Below are 23,247 nucleotides of genomic sequence, written 5' to 3' on the forward strand. Positions count from 1 at the left end.
GGGCTGATGGATCCCAGCGTAGGCAGGCTTCGGCCGGCGGTCCTGTTCAGCCGCCGTAGGCCCCCGAGGCCGTCAGCCGCAGCGCGGTGTCGATCAGCGGAACATGGCTGAAGGCCTGCGGGAAGTTGCCGACCTGGCGCTGGCGCACCGGGTCCCACTCCTCGGCCAGCAGACCGAGGTCGTTGCGCAGCGACAGCAGCCTCTCGAACAGCTTGCGGGCCTCGTCCACCCGGCCGATCATCGCCAGGTCGTCCGCCATCCAGAACGAGCAGGCGAGGAAGGCCCCTTCGTCACCGGACAGGCCGTCGACGCCCTCGTGCTCGCCCTGCGTCGGATAGCGCAGGATGAAGCCGTCCGACGTGGACAGCTCGCGCTGGATCGCCTCGATGGTGCCGATCACGCGCTTGTCGTCCGGCGGCAGGAAGCCCATCTGCGGGATCAGCAGCAGGGAGGCGTCCAGCTCCTTCGAGCCGTACGACTGCGTGAAGGTGTTGCGCTCCTTGTCGTAGCCCTTCTCGCACACGTCCCGGTGGATCTCGTCGCGCAGTTCCTTCCAGCGCTCCAGCGGGCCGTCCGCGTCACCGGACTCGATGAGCTTGATGGTGCGGTCGACGGCGACCCAGGCCATCACCTTGGAGTGCACGAAGTGGCGGCGCGGGCCGCGCACCTCCCAGATGCCCTCGTCCGGCTCCTGCCAGTGGTCCTCCAGGTAGCGGATCAGCTTCAGCTGGAGCAGCGAGGCGTAGTCGTTGCGGGCCAGGCCCGTCATATGGGCCAGGTGCAGGGCCTCGGTGACCTCGCCGTACACATCCAGCTGGAGCTGGTGCGCGGCGCCGTTGCCGACCCGGACCGGCGCGGAGTTCTCGTAGCCGGGCAGCCAGTCCAGCTCGGCCTCGCCGAGCTCGCGCTCACCGGCGATGCCGTACATGATCTGCAGGTTCTCCGGGTCGCCCGCGACCGCCCTGAGCAGCCATTCGCGCCAGGCACGGGCCTCCTCGCGGTAGCCGGTGCGCAGCAGGGAGGACAGGGTGATCGCCGCGTCGCGCAGCCAGGTGTAGCGGTAGTCCCAGTTGCGGACGCCGCCGATGTCCTCCGGCAGGGAGGTCGTGGGAGCTGCGACGATGCCGCCGGTGGGGGCGTACGTCAGCGCCTTCAGCGTGATCAGCGAGCGGATGACCGCCTCGCGGTAGGGGCCGTGGTACGTACAGTGCTCGACCCACTCGCGCCAGAAGTCCTCCGTCGCCGTCAGCGACTGCTCCGGCTCGGGCAGCGCCGGGGGCTCCTTGTGCGAGGGCTCCCAGGAGATCGTGAACGCGATCCGCTCACCCGGGGCGACCGTGAAGTCCGAGTACGTCGTCAGCGACTTGCCGTAGGTCTCGGCCTCCGTGTCGAACCACACCGAGTCCGGGCCCGCGACGGCGACCGTACGGCCCTCGTGCTTGTGCACCCAGGGCACCACCCGGCCGTACGAGAACCGCATCCGCAGCGTCGAGCGCATCGGGACCCGGCCCGAGACGCCCTCCACGATGCGGATCAGCTGGGGCGCTCCGTCACGCGGCGGCATGAAGTCGATCACCCGGACCGTGCCGCGCGGCGTGTCCCACTCCGACTCCAGGATCAGGGAGTCGCCGCGGTAGCTGCGCCGGGCCGCGGTGGGCGGCGGGGAGTCGGAGGCGTGCGCGGGGCCGAGCCGCCAGAAGCCGTGCTCCTCGGTGCCCAGCAGGCCGGCGAAGATGGCATGCGAGTCGAAGCGGGGCAGGCACAGCCAGTCCACTGTGCCGTCCCGGCAGACCAGTGCAGCGGTCTGCATGTCTCCGATGAGTGCGTAGTCTTCGATGCGCCCGGCCACGTGCAACTCCAGTCGAACGGCCACGTCACCCCCTCTTGGCAACAAGGGGGCTCTCGCTAGTGCGGTCAAGGGGTGTTGTAAATCGTCGTTGAGCGGTGAAGCAAAGCAGCCGCTTCGGCCGTGAGGCAAAACGACTGTCGCTTCTCGACAATCTCTGCTCAACGAACTGACGAGCTCTCGTTGTTCCGGAGGCTACGGGCGAGGGGTGGTGCCGTGTTACCGGCCGGGCTCGGCAGCGAATGTCCGAGCAGGATACGACGCACGTAGATGATCTGCGTGCCGCTCCGGGCAACCCGGGTCCGCCGAACGGGTGAGCAATGGGTGAGTGATGGGTGGGAAAGAGGTGGGGTGTGCGGATCCGTGCCGACTCGTGTGCGGAGCGTGGCCGGAAGCCATCGGTCCTAGTCGCTGATACCCTGGTAGCCCGTGGACCGGTGGGCGTGATGACCCCCGAACCGCACTTCAAGATCGCGACCACGGGAGCCCCCTCTTGGCCATGCCAAAATCCACGACGACCAAGCACATCTTCGTCACCGGGGGTGTCGCCTCCTCGCTCGGCAAGGGCCTGACGGCCTCCAGCCTCGGCATGCTGCTCAAGGCGCGGGGTCTGCGCGTGGTGATGCAGAAGCTCGACCCGTACCTCAATGTCGACCCTGGCACGATGAACCCCTTCCAGCACGGCGAGGTGTTCGTCACCAACGACGGCGCCGAGACCGACCTGGACATCGGCCACTACGAGCGGTTCCTCGACCGTGACCTGGACGGTTCCGCGAACGTCACCACCGGCCAGGTGTACTCGACCGTGATCGCCAAGGAGCGGCGCGGCGAGTACCTCGGCGACACCGTGCAGGTCATCCCGCACATCACCAACGAGATCAAGCACCGCATCCGCCGCATGGCGACGGACGAGGTCGACGTCGTGATCACGGAGGTCGGCGGCACGGTCGGCGACATCGAGTCGCTGCCGTTCCTGGAGACCGTCCGCCAGGTCCGTCACGAGGTCGGTCGTGACAACGTCTTCGTCGTCCACATCTCGCTCCTGCCGTACATCGGCCCCTCGGGAGAGCTGAAGACGAAGCCGACCCAGCACTCGGTTGCGGCTCTGCGCAACATCGGTATCCAGCCAGACGCGATCGTGCTGCGCTGTGACCGCGAGGTGCCGACCGCGATCAAGCGGAAGATCTCCCTGATGTGCGACGTCGACGAGGCGGCCGTGGTCGCCTGCCCCGACGCCCGCTCCATCTACGACATCCCCAAGACCGTGCACGGCGAGGGACTGGACGCCTATGTCGTCCGCAAGCTGGACCTGCCGTTCCGCGACGTGGACTGGACGACCTGGGACGACCTGCTCGACCGCGTCCACAACCCCGACCACGAGATCACCCTCGCGCTGGTCGGCAAGTACATCGACCTGCCCGACGCCTACCTCTCGGTCACCGAGGCGCTGCGCGCCGGCGGCTTCGCCAACAAGGCCCGCGTGAAGATCAAGTGGGTCACCTCCGACGACTGCAAGACCCCGGCCGGCGCCAAGCAGCAGCTCGCCGACGTGGACGGCATCTGCATCCCGGGCGGCTTCGGCGACCGCGGTGTCCTCGGCAAGGTCGGCGCGATCAAGTTCGCCCGCGAGAACAAGATCCCGCTGCTCGGCCTGTGCCTGGGCCTGCAGTGCATCGTGATCGAGGCGGCCCGCAACCTCGCCGACATCTCCGACGCCAACTCCACCGAGTTCGACCCGGCGACCTCCCACCCGGTCATCTCCACCATGGCCGAGCAGCTCGACATCGTCGCCGGCGAGGGTGACATGGGCGGCACCATGCGGCTCGGCATGTACCCGGCCAAGCTGGCCGAGGGCTCCATCGTGCGCGAGGTGTACGACGGCAAGGAGTACGTCGAGGAGCGGCACCGTCACCGCTACGAGGTCAACAACGCCTACCGGGCGGAGCTGGAGAAGGAGGCGGGCATCCTGTTCTCCGGCACGTCGCCGGACGGCAAACTCGTCGAGTACGTGGAGTACCCGCGCGAGGTCCACCCCTACCTGGTGGCCACGCAGGCCCACCCCGAGCTGCGCTCCCGCCCGACGCGCCCGCACCCGCTCTTCGCCGGTCTGGTGAAGGCCTCGGTCGAGCGCAAGAATTCGAAGTAACACGAGAGTTGTACGGTGGCCGGGGCGCAAACCTTCAAAGGTTGGCGCCCCGGTTTTCTGTGGCGGTTCTTTTGAAAGCGTGTGGAAGGGCAGGGCATGACGATCAAGGACACCCCCGAGGAGTGGGAGATCCGGGCGACGGACACCCCCTTCGTGGGCAACAAGACCTCCGTCCGCACGGACGACGTGGTCATGCCCGACGGTTCGGTCGTACGGCGTGACTACCAGGTCCACCCCGGCTCGGTGGGCGTCCTCGCCCTGGACGATCAGGACCGTGTCCTGCTCATCAAGCAGTACCGCCACCCGGTGCGCCAGAAGCTGTGGGAGATCCCGGCGGGGCTGCTCGACATCCCCGGTGAGAATCCGCTGCACGCCGCCCAGCGCGAGCTGTACGAGGAGGCCCACGTCAAGGCCGAGGACTGGCGGGTGCTGACGGACGTCTACACCACCGCCGGCGGCTGTGACGAGGCCGTACGGATCTTCCTCGCCCGGAATCTGTCCGAGGCGGAGGGGGAGCGCTTCGATGTGGAGGACGAGGAGGCGGACCTGGAGCACGCGCGCGTGCCGGTGGATGAGCTGGTGCGGGGCGTGCTCGCCGGCGAGCTGCACAACAACTGCCTTGTCGTGGGTGTGCTGTCGCTGGTTGCTGCGCGTGCCTCCGGCGGTTTGGACGGATTGCGTCCGGCTGAGGCGCCCTGGCCTGCGAGGCCGTTCGACGTGTAGCGCTGTGCGGATGCGCCGCAGTGGTGCGGTGGTCTGCGGGCTGCGGGTTCGCTGTGGCTTGTCGCGCAGTTCCCCGCGCCCCTTGAAGGGGGCTGCCCGCGCGCCTGCTCAATGGTGCCGGTCGTACCATCTGCTGATCCGGTCGGGGGATGTGTCCGCCGTGCTGCGCCTGGATCGTTGCAGAGCGTGAACTAGGCTCTGGAAATGCCCTGGCCGGAGTCCCGGCGGGCTTGCGCGTGTGTGGGACGGGAGTGTGGCCCGTGACGGATCAGGTGGTGGACACAGGCGGCGTGCAGGTGTCGGCACGGACCTCCGACGCAAACCAATTCCTGGGCCGCACCCGCGAGTTGAAGGAGCTGCGCGCCGACATCGAGCGTGCGGGCCTGGACACCCTCTCCGGGCGCAAGGCGCCACGCGCGCGCGTGCTGCTCATCGCGGGCCGCCCCGGCTCGGGCCGCACCGCCCTCGCCGAGGAACTCGTCCGGCAGGTCGCGGACCGCTATCCGGACGGTGTCCTGCGGGCCCGGCTCACCGACCCCGACGGCGCCCCCGTCCCCGTCGAGCGCACCGCCCGTCGGCTGCTCACCGACCTGGACCGGCCCACCCCGCCCGGTGCCGCCGGGGACGACCTCACGGCGGCACTGCGCGAGGCCCTGGCCGACCGCCGGGTCCTGCTGCTGCTCGACGACGCCGCCGAGGCCGGCCAGGTGGACGCCCTGCTGCCGGACACCCCGGACTGCCTGGCCGTCGCCGTCTCCGGCGGCCCGCTGACCGGGATCTCGGACGTCCGGCCCTGCACGCTCGGCGGTATGGACACCAAGTCGGCCGTCGAGATGCTGTCCCGGCACGCCGGGTCGGTGCGCATCACCGTCGACCCGCGGGCCGCCGAGGGCCTGGTCGAGGTGTGCCAGGGCCAGCCCGCCGCGCTCCGGCTGGCCGGCGGCTGGCTGGCCGCCCGGCCCAAGTCGGCCGTCGCCGACCTCGCCAAGCAGCTGCGGGCCGAGGGCGAGGACGGCGCCCCGCTCAGCCGGGTCTTCCGCCTCGTCCACGCCGGCCTGCCGGCTCCGGCCGCCCGCATACTGCGGCTGCTCTCCCTCGCCCCCGGCGGCATGATCGACCCGCACACCGCCTCCGCGCTGGCCGGCTCCTCGGTGGACGGCGCCCACACCACTCTGGACGACTTCGTCGCCCTCGGCCTGCTGCACCCGGTCGACTCGCCGCTGCCCCAGTACGAGGTCCCGGCCTGTCTGCACCCCCTGCTCACGGCTCTCACCGAGACCCAGGACCGCCCCGCCGAGCTCCAGCTCGCCCGCGCCCGGATGCTGGAGCGGACCGTACGGCTGCTGCAGTCCTGCCGGGCGATCACCGAGACCGACAGCCCCGAGACCAGACAGAAGCTCCTCGGGATGCCCCGTGCCCTGCGCTTCCCCAATCCCAGGGCCGCCGCGGACTGGCTCGGCATCCGCAGGCCCGCCCTGATGGCCTCGGCCCGTGCCGCGGTCGCCGACGGGGAGCTGGACACCCTCGCAAGACGGCTGATGTCCCAGCTGGTCAGAGCCATGGTCGCGCACTTCGGCACCCAGGCCGCCGCCCCCGACCTGTACGAGGTGCACGGTCTGGTCCTCGATGTGGCCCAGCGCCGCAATCTGGCCCGCGAGCAGGCCGCGGCGCTGCTGAATCTCGGCGACCTCGACGTGCGGACGGGGCGGACCCGCGAGGCACTGGTGCGCTTCCGGGCCGCGCTGGACGCCGGACGGGAAGGAAATGACCCGTACGCCACCGGTCGCGCGATGGAATCCGTAGGCGGCGCGCATCTGGAGCTCGGGGACTACGACCGGGCCGCCGACTGGTTCGGCCGCGCCCTGGCCCAGCGGCAGGCCCGGGCCGAGCGGACGGACGCCGCCCGGCTGTACGGCCGTATCGCCGAGGCGCACACCTACGCGGGCCGGTACGGCGAGGCGCAGCGCAATTGGCGGGCCGCGGTCGCCGGGCACCGCAAGAACGGCGATGTCGGGGCCCACGCCCGGGCGTTGAGCGAGCTGGCCCGGGTCCAGGAGTACGCCGGGCGGCCGGCGGAGTCGTTGCGTACCTGCCAGGAGGCGGTGGACTGGGCGCGGCGTGCCGAGGACCCGCGGCTCCAGGGCGCGCTGTATCTGCGGCTGGCCGACACCCTGGACCGCCTGGGCGATCCCGCGGCCGCGCAGCTGCACCGGGGCGCCGCCGAGCGGATGCTGGGAGAGGAGCCGGAGGACCGCGATGCGGCCGAGTCCGGGCCCCGGGAAGAGGCAATCGAGCCGGAACCAGACCCTAACGCCTGCGAAATCCGTAGTGCATCCGAAGAAGATTGATGCAATGAAAGGCTAGACAGCGGGAACACCTTCATTAGACTGGCTCTGCCGCACCTTCTCCTGCGGTGTCTCCCGGTGTGCCCTGCATGCCTGGGTATGTATAGAAGTGCCCCCACACCCTCTGAGCCAAGGACCGTGATCGACGTGAAGGTCGGCATCCCCCGCGAGGTCAAGAACAACGAGTTCCGGGTGGCCATCACCCCCGCCGGCGTGCTGGAGCTGGTGCGCCATGGCCACCAGGTCGTCATCGAGCAGGGCGCCGGTGTCGGCTCGTCGATCCCGGACAGCGAGTACGTCGCCGCAGGCGCCCAGATCCTGCCCACCGCGGACGAGGTGTGGGCCACCGCCGACCTGCTGCTGAAGGTCAAGGAGCCCATCGCCGAGGAGTACCACCGCCTCCGCAAGGACCAGACGCTCTTCACCTACCTGCACCTGGCCGCGTCCAAGGAGTGCACGGACGCCCTGATCGAGTCCGGTACCACGGCCATCGCCTACGAGACGGTCGAGCTGCCCTCCCGGGCCCTGCCGCTGCTCGCCCCGATGTCCGAGGTCGCGGGCCGGCTGGCCCCGCAGGTCGGCGCCTACCACCTGATGCGCGCCAACGGCGGCCGCGGTGTGCTGCCCGGCGGCGTCCCCGGCGTGCTCGCCGGTCGCGCCGTCGTCATCGGCGGCGGTGTCTCCGGCTGGAACGCCGCGCAGATCGCCATCGGCATGGGCTTCCACGTGACCCTGCTCGACAAGGACATCAACAAGCTCAAGGAGGCGGACAAGATCTTCGGTACGAAGATCCAGACCGTCGTCTCCAACACCCTGGAGCTGGAGAAGGCCTGCCTGGAGGCCGACCTCGTCATCGGCGCCGTTCTCATCCCGGGCGCCAAGGCCCCGAAGCTGGTCACCAACGAGCTCGTGTCGCGCATGAAGCCGGGAAGTGTTCTTGTCGACATCGCGATCGACCAGGGCGGTTGCTTCGAGGACTCGCGTCCCACCACGCACGCCGAGCCGACCTTCCCGGTCCACGAGTCGGTCTTCTACTGCGTCGCCAACATGCCGGGCGCGGTGCCCAACACCTCCACCTACGCGCTCACCAACGCGACGCTGCCGTACATCGTCGAACTGGCCAACCGCGGCTGGGTCGAGGCGCTGCGCCGTGACGCCGCACTGGCCAAGGGCCTCAACACGCATGACGGCAAGGTGGTTTACCGCGAGGTCGCGGAGGCGCACGGCCTGGAGCACGTGGAGCTCGAAACACTGCTCGGCTGAGGCGATCGCCTAAGTCACTTTCTGATAAAGGCGATACGTCAACTTCGTTCGTCAACCGTACGCACCCGGCCGGACCTTGCCCGAAAAGGTCCGGCCGGATGTGTGTATGGTCACTTTGCGGCTCTCGGTCAACTCGCCTCGAACGCAACCCTTCGACCGATTCGCACACCGGTGAAACCTGCCGTGCGACGGCCGTACGCCCTTGACAGCGGGATGTTTCATTGTCGACACATCTGCCCGGTCCGGCGGATTGTGTTGCTGCGGACGCCCGACACGCCATAGAGTCGCCAGCTGTCGGCATGGTGCCACGCTGACCTGTCTAGAAGTTTCCTGGTCACCAAGGAGGTAAGACGACTTGTGAATGAGTCGACATTTTCTCCCGGGGGTGGTCAACCAGGAATGCCGGTACGGGGCCAGGGTCCCGCGGGATTCGAGGCTGTCGGCTCCGTAGCTGTGCGCACCTTCGCAGCCCACCAGGGTCACCCGAAGTCAGTGGTGACTCAGCCAGCACACCCGAGCATGGATGGCCATCACGTGAACGCCATGGCCGGCGACGGAAGTGGCGCGCCCCACAACCACTTCGCCGACTACGACGAACTGCCCGAGGGGCACTTCTACGACCCCGACGCGGAGTACGAGCCCGACCCCGAGTACGCGGCCACGCTCGCGCCCGACGCTGCCCGCCAGCGCCGTGAGCGCGTCGGCCCGACCGGGCGCCCGCTGCCGTACTTCCCGATCCCGGGTCCGCTGACCGACCACGGCCCCGCGAAGATCATCGCGATGTGCAACCAGAAGGGCGGCGTCGGCAAGACGACGTCGACCATCAACCTGGGTGCCGCGCTCGCGGAATACGGACGCCGGGTCCTGCTCGTCGACTTCGACCCACAGGGCGCGCTCTCGGTCGGCCTCGGCGTCAACCCGATGGAGCTCGACCTCACCGTCTACAACCTGCTCATGGAGCGGGGCATGTCGGCCGACGAGGTGCTCCTGAAGACGGCGGTCCCCAACATGGACCTGCTGCCGAGCAACATCGACCTCTCGGCCGCAGAGGTCCAACTGGTCAGCGAGGTCGCGCGCGAGTCGACGCTCCAGCGCGCCCTTAAGCCGCTGCTGCCCGACTACGACTTCATCGTGATCGACTGTCAGCCCTCGCTCGGCCTGCTCACGGTCAACGCGCTGACGGCCGCTCACAAGGTGATCGTGCCCCTGGAGTGCGAGTTCTTCGCGCTGCGTGGTGTGGCGCTGCTGACCGAGACCATCGAGAAGGTCCAGGAGCGGCTCAACCCGGAGCTGGAGCTCGACGGAATCCTCGCCACGATGTACGACTCGCGCACGGTGCACAGCCGTGAGGTGCTCGCGCGCGTGGTCGAGGCGTTCGACGACCACGTCTACCACACGGTCATCGGGCGCACGGTCCGCTTCCCGGAGACCACGGTCGCCGGTGAGCCGATCACCACCTACGCCTCCAACTCCGTCGGTGCCGCCGCCTATCGCCAGCTCGCCAGGGAGGTGCTCGCCCGGTGTCACGCCGAGTGAGTCTGCCGGGGGCCGACGAACTGTTCCGTACGACAGGGGGTATGGCGCTCCAGCCGTCCACTCCCCGGCGTCCCGCCAACGGCGAGGCCCGGGTGCCGGCTCCCGCGGGGGAGAGCGACTCGGCCGCGGCCGTGGAGGACGCGCCGCAGTCGGTGCCCGCACAGGGCGGTGACGGCGACGGCGCGGAACATGTGGCGGCCGACGCCGAGTCGGCCGACGCCGGCGAGTCGCGCAGCCGCTCCGCCGCCGCGGAACGTTCCTCGCGTCGTCAGCAGGCGCAGGAAGGTTCTGCCGGGGCGCCCGTGAGCGCCGCCGGTGGCTCCGCCGCCCCTGGTGCCCCCGCCGCCGCGCCGCGCAAGCGTGGTCGCTCCGCCTCGCGCCGGCCCAGTGGCCGTGAGCGGCACGACGAGAAGATCACCGTGTACGTCTCCGCCGAGGAGCTCATGGATCTGGAGCACGCCCGGCTGGTGCTCCGCGGTGAGCACGGGCTGGCCGTCGACCGCGGGCGGATCGTCCGCGAGGCGGTGGCCGTGGTCCTCGCCGACCTGGAGAGCCGCGGAGACGCAAGCATCCTCGTACGACGGCTTCGCGGGCGGTAGCGGTAGCCTGCGGGGGCCATGACCTCGAACGACGTTCCCGCCCGCGGTGCCGGTGCCTCCGGCGGCCGTCGGCGTGCGCTGGGGCGGGGGCCGGGCGCTCCGCGGCTCGAGCCGGTCCTGTCGCCTCACGCGGAGGCGGAGCGCGAGTCGTCGGATGCGGTGGTGACGTCGGATGCGGTGGAGTCGTCGGATGCGGTAGAGACGTCGAATGCCGTGGAGACATCGGCATCCGACGGTGGGCCGTGGCACCCGCCCGTTCCTACCCCAGCGTCTGAAGAGCCTGGGAGGACCCCCAGCGGAACGCCTGCCCACGACGGCGGCGGCGATCAGGAGGAGCCGCCGGCCGCGCAGCCCGCGGAGGCCCCTTCCGACGCACAGGAAGGCGACGGCGGTGTCTTCAAGGTCCGGCTCGCCAACTTCGAGGGCCCCTTCGACCTGCTTCTCCAGCTGATCTCCAAGCACAAGATGGACGTCACCGAGGTAGCGCTGTCCAAGGTGACCGACGAGTTCATGGCGCACATCCGGGCCATGGGACCGGACTGGGACCTCGACGAGACGACCGAGTTCCTCGTGGTCGCCGCGACCCTGCTCGACCTCAAGGCGGCCCGGCTGCTGCCCTCCGCCGAGGTGGAGGACGAGGCCGACCTCGCTCTCCTCGAGGCCCGGGACCTGCTGTTCGCGCGGCTGCTCCAGTACCGGGCGTACAAGCAGATCGCCGACATCTTCAACCGTCGCCTCGACGAGGAGGCGCGGCGCTATCCGCGTACCGTCGGCCTCGAACCGCACCATGCCGAGCTGCTGCCCGAGGTCGTCATCAGTATCGGGGCGGAAGGATTCGCCAAACTCGCGGTCAAGGCGATGCAGCCCAAGCCCAAACCGCAGGTCTACGTCGATCACATCCACGCGCCGCTGGTCAGCGTGCAGGAGCAGGCCGGGATCGTCGTCGCGCGGCTGAAGGAACTCGGCGAGGTCAGCTTCCGGTCCCTCATCGAGGACACCGACGACACGCTCACGGTCGTGGCGCGCTTCCTGGCCCTGCTGGAGCTGTACCGGGAGAAGGCCGTCGCCCTCGACCAGGAGACCGCGCTCGGCGAGCTCCTCGTGCGCTGGACCGGCGGGGACGGCGACGAGGCGCCGATGGTGACCGACGAGTTCGACCGGCCGCCCGAGCCGCCCAAGCAGGAGGAGAAGAAGGCGTGAGTGAGGAGACCACCGAGCTGCCGGCCGGGCTGCGCACCGTCGCGGACCTCGACCTCAAGCCCGCCCTGGAGGCGATGCTCATGGTCGTGGACGAGCCCGCGACCGAGGAGCACCTCGCGAAGCTCCTGGAGCGGCCCAAGCGGCAGATCGCCGGGGCGCTCAGGGAGCTCGCCGACGAGTACGTCATCCAGGGCCGTGGCTTCGAGCTGCGGTTCGTCGCGGGCGGCTGGCGCTACTACACGCGTGCCGAGTACGCCCCGGCCGTCGAGCGTCTCGTCCTGGACGGGCAGACCGCCCGGCTGACCCAGGCCGCACTGGAGACCCTCGCCGTCGTCGCCTACCGCCAGCCGGTCAGCCGCAGCCGGGTCTCGGCGGTGCGCGGAGTCAACTGCGACGGTGTGATGCGCACCCTCCTCCAGCGCGGGCTGGTCGAGGAGGCGGGCGCGGAACCCGAAACAGGTGCGATCCTGTACAGGACGACGAACTACTTTCTGGAGCGGATGGGCCTGCGCGGTCTGGACGAGCTCCCGGAGCTCGCGCCCTTCCTCCCGGAGGCGGAGGCGATCGAGGCCGAGACCCAGGAAGGTGTGCCGTCGTTCGACCCGGACGCTCCCGATGACGGTCCGGGCGCCCCGGCACCACGGGGCACCGACGACGTAGACGACCAGACGGAACTTTGATGCGAAGCAGCGGCAGCGGCAAGAGCGGCGGGCGCGGTAACTACCGCGGTGCCGGCAACAGCAGGGACCAGAAGCAGGGGCAGGGCCAGGGCCGCCCCCGCAAGCCCCGTCCCGAGGAGCGCCGCTACGACGTGGGCCCCGGGGCGACGCAGGACGGCCCGAAGTCCGGGCGCGGTGCCTCCGCGCGCGGCGGCGCCAAGGGCGGGCCCAAGCAGGGCCAGCAGCGCGGCACCGGCCGGGGCCGTTCGGCGCCGGCGACGTCCCGCGAGTACGACGCGCGGGCCGAGGAGCGCAACCGCGAGCGCTACGCCGGCAAGAAGGACGTCAAGCTGCCCAAGACGTTCCCCGGCGCCGAGCAGGAGGGCGAGCGGCTGCAGAAGGTGCTCGCGCGCGCCGGCTACGGCTCCCGGCGCGCCTGCGAGGAGCTGATCGAGGAGGCGCGGGTCGAGGTCAACGGCGAGATCGTCGTCGAGCAGGGCCTGCGCGTCGACCCGGAGAAGGACGAGATCAAGGTGGACGGCCTGACGGTCGCCACGCAGTCGTACCAGTTCTTCTCGCTGAACAAGCCCGCCGGTGTCGTCTCGACGATGGAGGACCCCGAGGGCCGGCAGTGCCTCGGCGACTACGTCACCAACCGCGAGACCCGGCTCTTCCACGTCGGACGGCTCGACACCGAGACCGAGGGCGTCATCCTGCTCACCAACCACGGCGAGCTGGCCCACCGTCTCACCCACCCCAAGTACGGCGTGAAGAAGACCTACCTCGCCGCCATCGTCGGCCCGATCCCGCGTGACCTGGGCAAGAAGCTCAAGGACGGCATCCAGCTGGAGGACGGTTACGCCCGCGCGGACCACTTCCGCGTCGTCGAGCAGACCGGCAAGAACTACCTGGTCGAGGTCACCCTGCACGAGGGCCGCAAGCACATCGTGCGCCGGATGCTCGCCGAGGCCGGCTTCCCGGTGGAGAAGCTGGTGCGTACCGCCTTCGGGCCGATCACCCTCGGCGACCAGAAGTCGGGCTGGCTGCGACGCCTCTCGAACACCGAGGTCGGGATGCTGATGAAGGAAGTCGACCTCTAGGAAGCCCGACAGGCAGCCCGACAGAAGCCTCCTGTGTCGGCCGGTCCCGGAACAGCTCCGGGGCCGGCCGATGTGTTTTCGCCTCCGCGCCGGTCTGTACTGGTGACGGAGGGAGCGGGGATGAGTGCGACCACTGCGGACCGTGACGAGAACGTCCGGCCGACCTACCCGTACCGGCGGGAGACGTACCTGCAGGAGACATATCTCCGGGAGACGTATCTGCGAGCCTGGCGGCGCCGGATCGCCACCAGCACGTTTCTGACGGCCTCGGAGAGCCGCACGCGACGTCCGCTGCCCCTGGGGCCCGCAGAGGCGCCTGAGGGGCCGCTGACGGCGTCTGTGGCGGACGCCCGGTGGCTCCGGCCGCGGAGGCTGTCGTGAACTCCGGGGAGCTGCTGGAGCGTTCGCTCGCCTACACGCTGGGCAGCGTCGCCGAGGTCGGGTCCGTGAGTCCGGGGCGGGGGACACCCTGCGCCGAGTGGGACCTCGGGGAACTGCTGGCCCACATCGACGACTCGCTGGACGCGCTATACGAGGGGCTGACGGGCGGGCGGATCGGGCTGTTCCCGCGTACCGACCGGGTCTGCGGCCTGCGTACGCGCGCGTGCGCGGTGCTCGGCGCCTGGGCCGCCGGGCCCGCCGAACGGCGTGTGCAGGTCGGTGAACGGCCGCTGGACGTACGGGTGATGGGTGCCGTGGGTGCCGTCGAGATCGCCGTGCACGGTTGGGACGTCGCCCAGGCGTGCGGCCGGTCCAGACCCATCCCGCCCTCCCTGGCGGCCGAACTGCTGAGCGTCGCCCGCTGTGTGGTCGCGGAGGAGGACCGGGGCGTGCGTTTCGGCGCGCCGGTCGAGGTGGCGCCACGCGCGCGTGCCGATGTGCGGCTGCTGGCCTTCCTGGGCCGACGCGATTCCTTTCCCGGGTGAGCGTGGGCAGGGGGTTGCCGTGACCGACCCGGCCTCTTTATAGTCGTACTGACTATTAAGGGGGTGGGTTCGCATGGACGGCTACGACAAGTACGCCCATGAGCCCTTCGCCGTCACCGCCGACCTCGCCGTGCTCACGATCCTCGACGGCGTCCTGCACGTCCTGCTAGTCGAGCGCGGGCAGCAGCCGTACCAGGGGCGCTGGGCGCTGCCCGGCGGCTTCGTGCAGCCGGACGAGTCCGCGGAGACGGCAGCCCGGCGTGAACTCGCCGAGGAGACCGGCCTGTCGGACGTCTCCGGGCTGCACCTGGAGCAGCTGCGGACCTACAGCGAACCCGACCGCGACCCCCGGATGCGGGTCGTGACCGTCGCCTTCACCGCGCTGCTGCCCCACCCTCCCGAACCGCACGGCGGCAGCGACGCCGCGCAGGCCCGCTGGGTGCCGTACGACAAGGCGGGGCCACTCGCCTTCGACCACGACCGGATCCTGGCCGACGCCCATGAACGCGTCGGCGCGAAGCTGGAGTACTCCAGTCTGGCCACCGCCTTCTGCCCGCCCGAGTTCACGCTCGGCGAGCTGCAGCACGTCTACGAGGTGGTGTGGGGCACCGCCCTCGACCGGCCGAACTTCCGCCGCAAGGTGCTCGCCACGCCGGGCTTCGTCGACCCCGTTCCCGGCGCCGCCCGGCTCACCGGCGGCCGCGGCAAACCGGCCGCGCTGTACCGCGCCGGCACCGCCACCACCCTCCATCCGCCCCTGCTGCGGCCCACTTCGGAAGGACGCCCCGCATGACCACGACCACCGTCCGCAAGCGCGCCGCCACCGGCTCCCTGCTCGGCCTCGCCCTCGGGGACGCGCTCGGCTTCCCGACCGAGTTCAACGACGTGCCGTCGATCCTCGCCAAGTGCGGCCCGTGGCGCGAGATGGAGCTGCCGACGCCGGCCATCGTCACCGACGACACCCAGATGACGCTGGCGCTCGGGAAGGGGCTGCGGACGGCGATGGACCGGGGTGTGCTCGGGCCGAAGCGGCTGGAGCGGCCGGTGCGCGAGGAGTTCGTGGACTGGTACCAGTCGCCGGAGAACAACCGCGCGCCGGGCCGGACCTGTCTGGTCGCCTGCAATCTGCTGAAGAACGAGAACCGGCCCTGGCAGGACGCCTCCCAGATCGGCTCCAAGGGCTGCGGCGCCAACATGCGCGTCGCACCGATCGGGCTCGTCCCCGGCCTCAGCGACGAACAGCGCGCCGGCGCCGCCCAGTTGCAGTCGGCGCTCACCCACGGCCATCCGACGGCACTCGCCGCGTCCGACCTGACCGCCCACGCCGTACGGCTCCTCGCACAGGGTGCCGAGCCGACCGGGCTGGTCGGGCTGCTGCGGTCGTACGCCTACGAGAACCGCACCCGATACCACGAGCGCTGGCTCGGCGATCTGTGGACGCGCAGCCAGGACCCCGATCCCGAGCACTTCATCGCGCGGGGCTGGGACGAGTGCCTCGGCGTCCTGGACCGCCTCCAGCAGGCCGTGCGCACCGTCTCGCCCGAGACCGACCCGTGCCTGGCGACCGGCGAGGGCTGGATCGCGGAGGAGGCCATGGCGAGCGGGCTGCTGTGCTTCCTGTGGTTCGTCGACGAGCCTCTGACGGCCCTGCGCCGGGCCGCCTGCACATCCGGGGACTCTGACTCGATCGCCTGCCTGACCGGGGCGTTCGCGGGCGCCTGGCTCGGCGCGGACGTCTGGCCGGCCGAGTGGGCGGACCGGATCGAGTACCGGGGTGATCTGCTGACCCTCGGGGCGCTCTGGGACGCTTGAACGATGATCGACGACCTGGACATCGACCTCGCGCCCGTCGTCGCCGAACAGCCCGACCCGGTGCTGTTCGCGACCGTCTCCGGCGCGCATCTGTACGGCTTCCCGTCGCGCGACTCGGACGTCGACCTGCGCGGAGTGCATCTGCTGCCGACCGCCGCCCTCGTCGGGCTGCGGGCGCCGGAGGAGACACGGTCGCGGATGTGGCTGCGGGACGGCGTCGAGATGGACCTGGTCACCCACGACCTGCGCAAGTTCGTACGGCTGATGCTGCGCCGCAACGGCTATGTCCTGGAGCAGCTGCTCTCGCCGCTCGTCGTGCACACCAGCGACGCCCACCGGGAGCTGGCCGCCCTCGCACCCGGCGTGCTCACCAGCCACCACGCGCATCACTACCGGGGGTTCGCCGGTACGCAGTGGCGGCTGTTCGAGAAGACCGGCGAGCTCAAGCCGCTGCTCTACACCTTCCGGGCGCTGCTCACCGGCGTGCATCTGATGCGCAGCGGTGAGGTGCAGGCACATCTGCCCACGCTGATCGGCGAGGTCGAGGCGCCCGGCTATCTGCCGGAGCTGATCGCGGCCAAGGCGGCGCGGGAGCACGCGGCCGCCGACGTCGACCACGCGCGGGTGGCGGCCGACGTGGAGCGGCTGCACGGTGTGCTGGACGAGGCGCAGGCGGCCTCAGCCCTGCCCGACGCCCCCGGTGTCCACGACGCCCTGCACGCCTTCGTCGTACGGACCCGGCTGGAGGGCTGAGGCGAGCCGGACCCGGACCAGGAAGTCCTCCACCCGACGGCGGTCCGGCTCGGCCGGCAGCGGGCTCGCGTGCACGGCCTCCTCCGCCTCGCCCGCCAGGCGGGTCATCCGGGACTCCACCTCCGGCCAGGGCAACTCGCCGCGCTTGACCTCCAGCAGTTGCTCGCGCCGGTCACCGACGTCGATCGTCAGATGCCCGGTGCGCAGCAGGTCGCGGGCGCTCGCGAGGAGGCGCAGGAGGTGCATCGCGTGCTTCCAGCGCGGGGCGCCGTGCCCGCGGATGTCGGCCTCCAGCTTCTTGCGCTGACCGAGCGCGTAGCGCGTGAACGTCTCGTACGCCTGGCGGGACAGGAACGCCTCACGCAGGGCCAGCAGCTCGCGGCCCGTGCCGTCGGCGTACTCCACGAGCGGGGAGTGGAGGCACTCCAGGATGTTCGGGTTGGCGCGCAGGGCCAGCTCGCAGAATCGCTCCAGCTCCCAGCTGAACTGCTCCTTCAGCGGTCCTTCGACATGCGTGGGCGGTTTCTCGAAGCGCCAGAAGAGCGGCGTGGGGGCGAGGAACACGCCCCGGCGGTCGGTGTCGCTGCCGTCCGTCGCCAGACCGAAGGCGCGCGAACCCATCACACAGGCGTAGATCGTGTGGTCGCGTACCAGGGTCTCGGGGTGCATGGCCGGGAGCGTACGCGGCGGTTCACGCCAGGCGGATCGAATTTCCGTCCACGGTGATCTTCTTCTCCGGCAGCGGCTGCGTCGCCGGAGGGTGCGCCACCGAGCCGTCCGTGATGTTGAACTTGCTCCCGTGGCAGGGACAGTTGATCGTTCCGTCGGAGACGGTGGAGACCGTGCACTGCTGGTGCGTACAGGTACTGCTGAAGGCCTTGAACCGGCCGCCCTCCGGCTGGGTCACCACCACATGCTGGTCCTTGAAGATCTTGCCGCCGCCCACCGGGATCTCGGAGGTGGTGGCCAGTTGCTCACCCTCCTGCTCGTCCTGGCCGGGAGCGGTGGTCGAGGTCGGGGTCGAGTCGCCGGAGTCGCCGGAGTCACCGCAGGCGGCGACGAGCGCCGCCGCGCCCGTCGCACCCGTGGCGATGAGAATCGTGCGCCGCGCCGGACGGTTGGTCATGTCGTCACTCCGAAGTGCGGAAGAACCAGAGGGCGGAAGTCAGCCGGACGACCGTCAGAGCGGCCAGGACCGGCCCGCCCGCGATCGGCGGCAGCCGGCCCGGAAGTCGCTCCGAGCGGAGCAGCAGCATCTTTGCACTGAAAGCGTCGAAGAAAAAGCAACCCAGGACAGAGTGTGGGGAAACGGGCGAATCGTACGTCTGGTAGCCCAGCCGCCGGGCGTCTCAGCGGGCGGGCGAAAGCCGTGAGCCGTGCGCGGGCTGACTAGGCTGGACTCCCGAAGAGCCGATCCGTAACCGAGCAAGGAGCATCGCCGTGGCGGTACGAGCGGTCCGGGGGGCCGTCCAACTGGAACGGGACGACGCCGGCCACATGGACGAGCAGGTCGGGGCCCTGCTCACCGCGATCCTGGAGCGGAACGACCTCGCCGCGGACGACCTGATCAGCGTCTGGTTCACGGCCACGCCCGATCTGCACAGCGACTTCCCGGCCGCCGCGGCCCGCAAGCTCGGCGCCGGCTTCGCCGACATACCGCTGATCTGCGCCCAGGAACTGGACATCGAGGGCGCCATGCCCCGGGTCGTACGCGTCCTCGCGCACATCGAGTCCGACCGGCCCCGAGCCGACATCGCGCACGTCTACCTCGGTGCCGCGGCCGCCCTGCGCAAGGACATCGCCCAGTGAGAACCGCACTCGTCATCGGCACCGGCCTCATCGGTACGTCCGCCGCGCTCGCCCTGTCCCAGCGGGGAGTCGTCGTCCATCTCGCCGACCACGACCCCGAGCAGGCCCGCACGGCGGCGGCGCTCGGCGCCGGCACCGACGAGGCGCCCGAGGGGCCCGTCGACCTCGCGATCATCGCCGCCCCGCCCGCGCATGTGGCACGGGTGCTCGCAGACGCCATGCGCCGAGGCGCGGCCCGCGGCTACCTCGACGTGGCCAGCGTCAAGGGCGGACCACGCCGCGAACTGGAGGCACTCGGCCTCGACCTGACGTCGTACATCGGCACACATCCCATGTCCGGCCGCGAGAAGTCCGGCCCGCTGGCCGCGAGCGGCGACCTCTTCGAGGGCCGGCCCTGGGTGCTGACGCCCACCCGCGACACCGACACCGAGGTGCTGAACCTCGCCCTGGAACTGGTCTCGCACTGCCGTGCCGTACCGGTGGTCATGGACGCCGACGCCCACGACCGCGCGGTCGCCCTGGTGTCCCACATGCCCCACCTGGTGTCCAGCATGGTCGCCGCGCGTCTGGAGAGCGCCGAGGAGGCGGCCGTACGCCTCTGCGGCCAGGGCATTCGCGATGTGACCCGGATCGCCGGCTCCGACCCCCGGATGTGGATCGACATCCTCTCCGCGAACCCGGGACCGGTCGCCGATCTCCTCACTGACGTCGCCGCCGACCTGGAGGAGACGGTGCGGGCGCTGCGCGCGCTGCAGTCGTCCGACGAGTCCAAGCGCACCGAGGGCACGGCAGGGATCAAGGACGTGCTGCGCCGCGGGAACGCGGGGCAGGTGCGGGTGCCCGGCAAGCACGGGGCGGCGCCGCGGGTCTACGAGGTCGTCGCCGTGCTCATCGACGACCAGCCGGGACAGCTGGCGCGGATCTTCGCGGACGCCGGCCTGGCCGGGGTCAACATCGAGGACGTGCGGATCGAGCACGCCACGGGGCAGCAGGCCGGTCTGGTCCAGCTGATGGTGGAGCCCAAGGCGGCACCGGTGCTGAGCGCCTCGCTGCGGGAGCGGGGCTGGGCGATCCGCCAGTAGGGCCCTGAGCAGCGCGCGGCCGGACGAGTGACGGGAGCCCGGTAACCTTGTGCGGGGCGCCCTCGCGCCCCCACACTCCCGCCACACCGCACCAGGAAGGTGTCCCCCCGTGGAAAACGGTGCCGCCAAGCCCGTGATTGTCGCCATCGACGGCCCCTCCGGCACGGGCAAGTCGAGCACCTCGAAGGCCGTCGCCGCGCAGCTCGGGCTGAGCTACCTCGACACCGGCGCCCAGTACCGGGCGATCACCTGGTGGATGGTGAGCAACGGCATCGACATCGAGGACCCGACCGCGATCGCGGCCGTCGCCGCGAAGCCCGAGATCATCTCCGGCACCGACCCGGCCAACCCCACGATCAGCGTCGACGGCACCGACGTGGCCGGTCCGATCCGCACGCAGGAGGTCACCTCCAAGGTCAGCGCGGTCAGCGCGGTGCCCGAGGTCCGGGCCCGGATCACCGAGCTCCAGCGCACCCTGGCGACCTCCGCCGAGTACGGCATCGTCGTCGAGGGCCGCGACATCGGTACGACCGTGCTGCCCGACGCCGACCTGAAGATCTTCCTCACCGCCTCCCCGGAGGCCCGTGCCGCCCGCCGCAGCGGTGAGCTCAAGGGCGCCGACGTCAACGCCACCCGTGAGGCCCTGATCAAGCGTGACGCGGCCGACTCCAGCCGCAAGACCTCGCCGCTCGCCAAGGCAGGCGACGCGGTCGAGGTGGACACCACCGCGCTCACGCTGCCGCAGGTCATCGAGTGCGTCGTCACGCTCGTCGAGGAGAAGCGAGCCGCGAAGTGAGCCTTCCGTCAGAGCGGGGTGCCGACGTCGGTCGGCGCATCGGCGTCGGCCTGATGTACGGGCTGTGGTGGCCGCGGGTCCTGGGTGCCTGGAAGGTGCCCGCGACCGGGCCGGTGATCCTCGCGGTCAACCACAGCCACAACATCGACGGGCCGATGGTGATGGGCGTGGCGCCCCGGCCCGTGCACTTCCTGATCAAGAAGGAAGCGTTCGTCGGCCCGCTCGACCCCTTCCTGACCGGCATCGGCCAGCTGAAGGTGGACCGGCACGCCGCCGACCGCACGGCCATCACCCAGGCCCTCGACGTCCTGAAGAACGGCGGCGTCCTCGGCATATTTCCCGAGGGCACCCGGGGCGAGGGCGACTTCGCCTCGCTGCGCGCCGGACTCGCCTACTTCGCCGTGCGCGGCGACGCCCCGATCGTCCCGGTCGCGGTCATGGGAAGTTCCGAGAAGCGCGGACGGTTGGTCAAGGGGCTGCCTCCGCTGCGGCACCGGGTCGACGTCGTCTTCGGCGAGCCCTTCGAGGCGGGGGACGGCAGCGGGCGGCGCACCCGCAGGGCGCTGGACGAGGCGACCGAGCGCATCCAGAAGCAGCTCACCGAGCACCTGGAAAACGCCAGGCGGCTGACCGGCCGCTAGGCGACACTGAGTAGTGGATCAGCCGGGCGAAACCGGGCGTTCCACCGATCACCACGATGAACGACGAGGTACGGACTTTCATGAACGACCACATCCACTCCGAGGGCTCGGGCGGGGAGCACGACCACGGAGAGCTTGGCGACGCCGAGTACGCGGAGTTCATGGAGCTCGCCGCGGAAGAGGGCTTCGACCTCGAGGACGTCGAGGGCGCCATCGAGGCGGCAGGGCACGGCCCGCTGCCCGTCCTCGCCGTCGTCGGACGCCCGAACGTCGGCAAGTCGACCCTGGTCAACCGCATCATCGGGCGCCGCGAGGCCGTCGTCGAGGACAAGCCCGGCGTCACCCGCGACCGGGTGACCTACGAGGCCGAGTGGGCGGGCCGCCGCTTCAAGGTCGTCGACACCGGCGGCTGGGAGCAGGACGTCTTCGGCATCGACGCCTCCGTCGCCGCGCAGGCCGAGTTCGCGATCGAGGCCGCCGACGCCGTCGTGTTCGTCGTCGACGCCAAGGTGGGCGCCACCGACACCGACGAGGCGGTCGTACGACTGCTGCGCAAGGCCGGCAAGCCCGTGGTGCTGTGCGCCAACAAGGTCGACGGCCCCAGCGGCGAGGCGGACGCCGCCTACCTGTGGTCCCTCGGCCTCGGCGAGCCGCACCCGGTCTCGGCCCTGCACGGCCGTGGCACCGGCGACATGCTGGACGCCGTCCTGGAAGCGCTGCCGGAGGCACCCCAGCAGACCTTCGGTGGCGCCGGGATCGGCGGCCCCCGCCGGATCGCGCTCATCGGCCGCCCGAACGTCGGCAAGTCCTCCCTGCTGAACAAGGTGGCGAACGAGGAGCGCGTCGTCGTCAACGAGCTGGCCGGCACCACCCGTGACCCGGTCGACGAGCTCATCGAACTGGGCGGCGTGACCTGGAAGTTCGTCGACACGGCGGGCATCCGCAAGCGCGTCCACCTCCAGCAGGGCGCCGACTACTACGCCTCGCTGCGCACCGCCGCCGCCGTCGAGAAGGCCGAGGTCGCCGTCGTCCTCATCGACGCCTCCGACTCCATCTCGGTGCAGGACCAGCGCATCGTCACCATGGCCGTGGAGGCGGGCCGGGCGATGGTGATCGCCTACAACAAGTGGGACACCCTCGACGAGGAGCGCCGCTACTACCTGGAGCGGGAGATCGAGACCGAGTTCGGCCAGGTCGCGTGGGCGCCCCGGGTGAATGTCTCGGCGCGCACCGGGCGGCACATGGAGAAGCTGGTCCCGGCGATCGAGACGGCCCTCGCGGGCTGGGAGACCCGGGTCCCGACCGGCAGGCTGAACGCCTTCCTCGGTGAGCTGGTCGCCGCCCACCCCCACCCGATCCGCGGCGGCAAGCAGCCTCGCATCCTGTTCGGCACCCAGGCGGGCACCAAGCCCCCGCGGTTCGTGCTCTTCGCCTCCGGCTTCATCGAGGCGGGCTACCGCCGCTTCATCGAGCGCCGGCTGCGCGAGGAGTTCGGCTTCGAGGGGACACCGATCCATATCTCGGTGCGGGTGCGCGAGAAGCGCGGCAAGAAGAAGTAGCGGCCAGAAGAAGTAACGGACACGGCTGAAGGGCGGCCCCCGCCGGGGGCCGCCCTTCAGGCGTGCTCAGCCTCGGCGGGCCGGCGGCAGCGCTGCCGGGACGTGCTGCATCCCCGTACCCTGCGGGCCGATGTGCCCGACGCGCTGCCACTGCGGCTGCTGGCCGCTGCCGTGGCGGGCGCTGTGCGCCCCCGCGCTGTAGGCGCTGTACGAGCTGCTGAACGACCCCGGGCGGTGGCCGCCGTACGGCCCCGTACCGCGCTGGATGTTCCCGAAGGCGATGAACCCCAGATCCTCCTCGCCACTGCGGTCACCCGGCAGCGAACGGAAGGACTTGACGTACTCGGCGTAGAGCGCGTCGTAGATAGGCGTGGGCGAGGGGCCGCCCTGATGGCGGGGAACGTCGTATGCATGCACGTATGTCCAAACGACCCGGCACCGGAAGGGATGCG

General features: G+C 70.7%; 23 protein-coding genes and 1 pseudogene. 19 read left to right on the plus strand and 5 right to left on the minus strand.

What is annotated here, in order from left to right:
* Positions 1 to 46: 46 nt before the first annotated feature.
* Positions 47 to 1,849: a glycoside hydrolase family 15 protein gene (locus ACFPQ9_RS18200; protein ID WP_380854473.1), complete on the minus strand. Its 1,803-nt coding sequence runs from the start codon at positions 1,847 to 1,849 to the stop codon at positions 47 to 49.
* A 496-nt stretch (positions 1,850 to 2,345) separates the two neighbouring features.
* On the opposite strand from ACFPQ9_RS18200, the gene ACFPQ9_RS18205 reads away from it, so the two are divergent.
* From ACFPQ9_RS18205 to ACFPQ9_RS18270, 14 genes are all read left to right on the plus strand, one after another.
* The gene (locus ACFPQ9_RS18205; RefSeq protein WP_380853996.1) at positions 2,346 to 3,992 is read left to right on the plus strand and encodes a CTP synthase; all 1,647 of its coding nucleotides are present in this window, start codon (positions 2,346 to 2,348) and stop codon (positions 3,990 to 3,992) included.
* A 96-nt stretch (positions 3,993 to 4,088) separates the two neighbouring features.
* Positions 4,089 to 4,715, plus strand: a complete 627-nt coding sequence (locus ACFPQ9_RS18210; RefSeq protein WP_380853998.1) for an NUDIX domain-containing protein — start codon at positions 4,089 to 4,091, stop codon at positions 4,713 to 4,715.
* A gap of 260 nt (positions 4,716 to 4,975) precedes the next feature.
* Positions 4,976 to 7,063 (plus strand): tetratricopeptide repeat protein, encoded by a 2,088-nt coding sequence (locus ACFPQ9_RS18215; protein ID WP_380854000.1) that lies wholly within the window; start codon positions 4,976 to 4,978, stop codon positions 7,061 to 7,063.
* Positions 7,064 to 7,198: 135 nt separating this feature from the next.
* A complete protein-coding gene (ald, locus tag ACFPQ9_RS18220; protein WP_380854002.1) occupies positions 7,199 to 8,323 on the plus strand; it encodes an alanine dehydrogenase in 1,125 nt (374 codons plus the stop codon).
* 399 nt (positions 8,324 to 8,722) lie between these two features.
* The gene (locus ACFPQ9_RS18225; RefSeq protein WP_380854004.1) at positions 8,723 to 9,859 is read left to right on the plus strand and encodes a ParA family protein; all 1,137 of its coding nucleotides are present in this window, start codon (positions 8,723 to 8,725) and stop codon (positions 9,857 to 9,859) included.
* Positions 9,844 to 10,458 carry a hypothetical protein gene (locus ACFPQ9_RS18230; protein ID WP_380854006.1) on the plus strand — a complete coding sequence of 205 codons (615 nt, stop codon included), beginning with the start codon at positions 9,844 to 9,846 and terminating at the stop codon, positions 10,456 to 10,458. The genes ACFPQ9_RS18225 and ACFPQ9_RS18230 overlap by 16 nt, the downstream gene beginning before the upstream one ends.
* An 18-nt stretch (positions 10,459 to 10,476) precedes the next feature.
* Positions 10,477 to 11,658: a segregation and condensation protein A gene (locus ACFPQ9_RS18235; protein ID WP_380854008.1), complete on the plus strand. Its 1,182-nt coding sequence runs from the start codon at positions 10,477 to 10,479 to the stop codon at positions 11,656 to 11,658.
* Positions 11,655 to 12,338 (plus strand): SMC-Scp complex subunit ScpB, encoded by a 684-nt coding sequence (gene scpB / locus ACFPQ9_RS18240; RefSeq protein ID WP_380854010.1) that lies wholly within the window; start codon positions 11,655 to 11,657, stop codon positions 12,336 to 12,338. Before ACFPQ9_RS18235 ends, scpB begins: the two co-directional genes overlap by 4 nt.
* A complete protein-coding gene (locus ACFPQ9_RS18245; protein WP_380854012.1) occupies positions 12,338 to 13,417 on the plus strand; it encodes a pseudouridine synthase in 1,080 nt (359 codons plus the stop codon). The genes scpB and ACFPQ9_RS18245 overlap by 1 nt, the downstream gene beginning before the upstream one ends.
* A gap of 120 nt (positions 13,418 to 13,537) precedes the next feature.
* A complete protein-coding gene (locus ACFPQ9_RS18250) occupies positions 13,538 to 13,798 on the plus strand; it encodes a sigma-70 family RNA polymerase sigma factor family protein (RefSeq protein WP_380854014.1) in 261 nt (86 codons plus the stop codon).
* Positions 13,795 to 14,343 carry a TIGR03086 family metal-binding protein gene (locus ACFPQ9_RS18255; protein WP_380854016.1) on the plus strand — a complete coding sequence of 183 codons (549 nt, stop codon included), beginning with the start codon at positions 13,795 to 13,797 and terminating at the stop codon, positions 14,341 to 14,343. Before ACFPQ9_RS18250 ends, ACFPQ9_RS18255 begins: the two co-directional genes overlap by 4 nt.
* A 73-nt stretch (positions 14,344 to 14,416) precedes the next feature.
* Positions 14,417 to 15,136 (plus strand): NUDIX hydrolase, encoded by a 720-nt coding sequence (locus ACFPQ9_RS18260; protein WP_380854018.1) that lies wholly within the window; start codon positions 14,417 to 14,419, stop codon positions 15,134 to 15,136.
* Complete coding sequence (locus ACFPQ9_RS18265) at positions 15,133 to 16,155, plus strand: ADP-ribosylglycohydrolase family protein (protein ID WP_380854020.1); 1,023 nt, start codon at positions 15,133 to 15,135, stop codon at positions 16,153 to 16,155. The genes ACFPQ9_RS18260 and ACFPQ9_RS18265 overlap by 4 nt, the downstream gene beginning before the upstream one ends.
* A gap of 3 nt (positions 16,156 to 16,158) precedes the next feature.
* Positions 16,159 to 16,908 (plus strand): nucleotidyltransferase domain-containing protein, encoded by a 750-nt coding sequence (locus tag ACFPQ9_RS18270; protein WP_380854022.1) that lies wholly within the window; start codon positions 16,159 to 16,161, stop codon positions 16,906 to 16,908.
* Here the strand turns inward: ACFPQ9_RS18270 and ACFPQ9_RS18275 are convergent.
* The 3 genes and pseudogenes from ACFPQ9_RS18275 to ACFPQ9_RS18285 all read right to left on the minus strand — a co-directional run.
* Positions 16,834 to 17,577 carry a nucleotidyltransferase domain-containing protein gene (locus ACFPQ9_RS18275; RefSeq protein WP_380854024.1) on the minus strand — a complete coding sequence of 248 codons (744 nt, stop codon included), beginning with the start codon at positions 17,575 to 17,577 and terminating at the stop codon, positions 16,834 to 16,836. The genes ACFPQ9_RS18270 and ACFPQ9_RS18275 overlap by 75 nt on opposite strands.
* A gap of 22 nt (positions 17,578 to 17,599) precedes the next feature.
* Entirely contained in the window at positions 17,600 to 18,034 is a 435-nt protein-coding gene (locus ACFPQ9_RS18280; protein ID WP_380854026.1) for a Rieske (2Fe-2S) protein, read from the minus strand.
* A pseudogene (locus ACFPQ9_RS18285) lies at positions 18,031 to 18,245 on the minus strand (DUF6529 family protein); the annotation flags it as partial. The pseudogene ACFPQ9_RS18285 and the gene ACFPQ9_RS18280, both read right to left, overlap by 4 nt.
* 103 nt (positions 18,246 to 18,348) lie before the next feature.
* Here ACFPQ9_RS18285 and aroH point away from each other — a divergent pair.
* From aroH to der, 5 genes are all read left to right on the plus strand, one after another.
* Positions 18,349 to 18,717: a chorismate mutase gene (gene aroH, locus ACFPQ9_RS18290; RefSeq protein ID WP_380854028.1), complete on the plus strand. Its 369-nt coding sequence runs from the start codon at positions 18,349 to 18,351 to the stop codon at positions 18,715 to 18,717.
* On the plus strand, positions 18,714 to 19,799 hold the full coding sequence (locus tag ACFPQ9_RS18295) for a prephenate dehydrogenase (protein ID WP_380854030.1): 1,086 nt from the start codon (positions 18,714 to 18,716) through the stop codon (positions 19,797 to 19,799). Before aroH ends, ACFPQ9_RS18295 begins: the two co-directional genes overlap by 4 nt.
* A 109-nt stretch (positions 19,800 to 19,908) precedes the next feature.
* Positions 19,909 to 20,595 carry a (d)CMP kinase gene (gene cmk, locus ACFPQ9_RS18300; protein ID WP_380854032.1) on the plus strand — a complete coding sequence of 229 codons (687 nt, stop codon included), beginning with the start codon at positions 19,909 to 19,911 and terminating at the stop codon, positions 20,593 to 20,595.
* 53 nt (positions 20,596 to 20,648) lie between these two features.
* Positions 20,649 to 21,236: a lysophospholipid acyltransferase family protein gene (locus ACFPQ9_RS18305; protein ID WP_380854475.1), complete on the plus strand. Its 588-nt coding sequence runs from the start codon at positions 20,649 to 20,651 to the stop codon at positions 21,234 to 21,236.
* 80 nt (positions 21,237 to 21,316) lie between these two features.
* Complete coding sequence (gene der / locus ACFPQ9_RS18310; protein WP_380854034.1) at positions 21,317 to 22,795, plus strand: ribosome biogenesis GTPase Der; 1,479 nt, start codon at positions 21,317 to 21,319, stop codon at positions 22,793 to 22,795.
* A 66-nt stretch (positions 22,796 to 22,861) separates the two neighbouring features.
* On the opposite strand, the gene ACFPQ9_RS18315 is transcribed toward der, so the two are convergent.
* Positions 22,862 to 23,212 carry a hypothetical protein gene (locus ACFPQ9_RS18315; RefSeq protein ID WP_380854036.1) on the minus strand — a complete coding sequence of 117 codons (351 nt, stop codon included), beginning with the start codon at positions 23,210 to 23,212 and terminating at the stop codon, positions 22,862 to 22,864.
* Positions 23,213 to 23,247: the final 35 nt, after the last annotated feature.

The organism is Streptomyces coerulescens (assembly GCF_042657965.1).
Taxonomy (GTDB): Bacteria; Actinomycetota; Actinomycetes; order Streptomycetales; family Streptomycetaceae; genus Streptomyces; species Streptomyces coerulescens.

Excerpts from the sequence above, each read along its gene's own strand:
- ACFPQ9_RS18205 (WP_380853996.1), top strand. The coding sequence starts at position 2,346 with ATGCCAAAATCCACGACGACCAAGCACATCTTCGTCACCGGGGGTGTC.
- ACFPQ9_RS18210 (WP_380853998.1), top strand. The coding sequence starts at position 4,089 with ATGACGATCAAGGACACCCCCGAGGAGTGGGAGATCCGGGCGACGGAC.
- ACFPQ9_RS18225 (WP_380854004.1), top strand. The coding sequence starts at position 8,723 with ATGCCGGTACGGGGCCAGGGTCCCGCGGGATTCGAGGCTGTCGGCTCC.
- ACFPQ9_RS18235 (WP_380854008.1), top strand. The coding sequence starts at position 10,477 with ATGACCTCGAACGACGTTCCCGCCCGCGGTGCCGGTGCCTCCGGCGGC.
- ACFPQ9_RS18245 (WP_380854012.1), top strand. The coding sequence starts at position 12,338 with ATGCGAAGCAGCGGCAGCGGCAAGAGCGGCGGGCGCGGTAACTACCGC.
- ACFPQ9_RS18250 (WP_380854014.1), top strand. The coding sequence starts at position 13,538 with ATGAGTGCGACCACTGCGGACCGTGACGAGAACGTCCGGCCGACCTAC.
- ACFPQ9_RS18260 (WP_380854018.1), top strand. The coding sequence starts at position 14,417 with ATGGACGGCTACGACAAGTACGCCCATGAGCCCTTCGCCGTCACCGCC.
- ACFPQ9_RS18265 (WP_380854020.1), top strand. The coding sequence starts at position 15,133 with ATGACCACGACCACCGTCCGCAAGCGCGCCGCCACCGGCTCCCTGCTC.
- ACFPQ9_RS18270 (WP_380854022.1), top strand. The coding sequence starts at position 16,159 with ATGATCGACGACCTGGACATCGACCTCGCGCCCGTCGTCGCCGAACAG.
- ACFPQ9_RS18275 (WP_380854024.1), bottom strand. The coding sequence starts at position 17,577 with ATGCACCCCGAGACCCTGGTACGCGACCACACGATCTACGCCTGTGTG.
- ACFPQ9_RS18280 (WP_380854026.1), bottom strand. The coding sequence starts at position 18,034 with ATGACCAACCGTCCGGCGCGGCGCACGATTCTCATCGCCACGGGTGCG.
- ACFPQ9_RS18305 (WP_380854475.1), top strand. The coding sequence starts at position 20,649 with ATGTACGGGCTGTGGTGGCCGCGGGTCCTGGGTGCCTGGAAGGTGCCC.
- der (WP_380854034.1), top strand. The coding sequence starts at position 21,317 with ATGAACGACCACATCCACTCCGAGGGCTCGGGCGGGGAGCACGACCAC.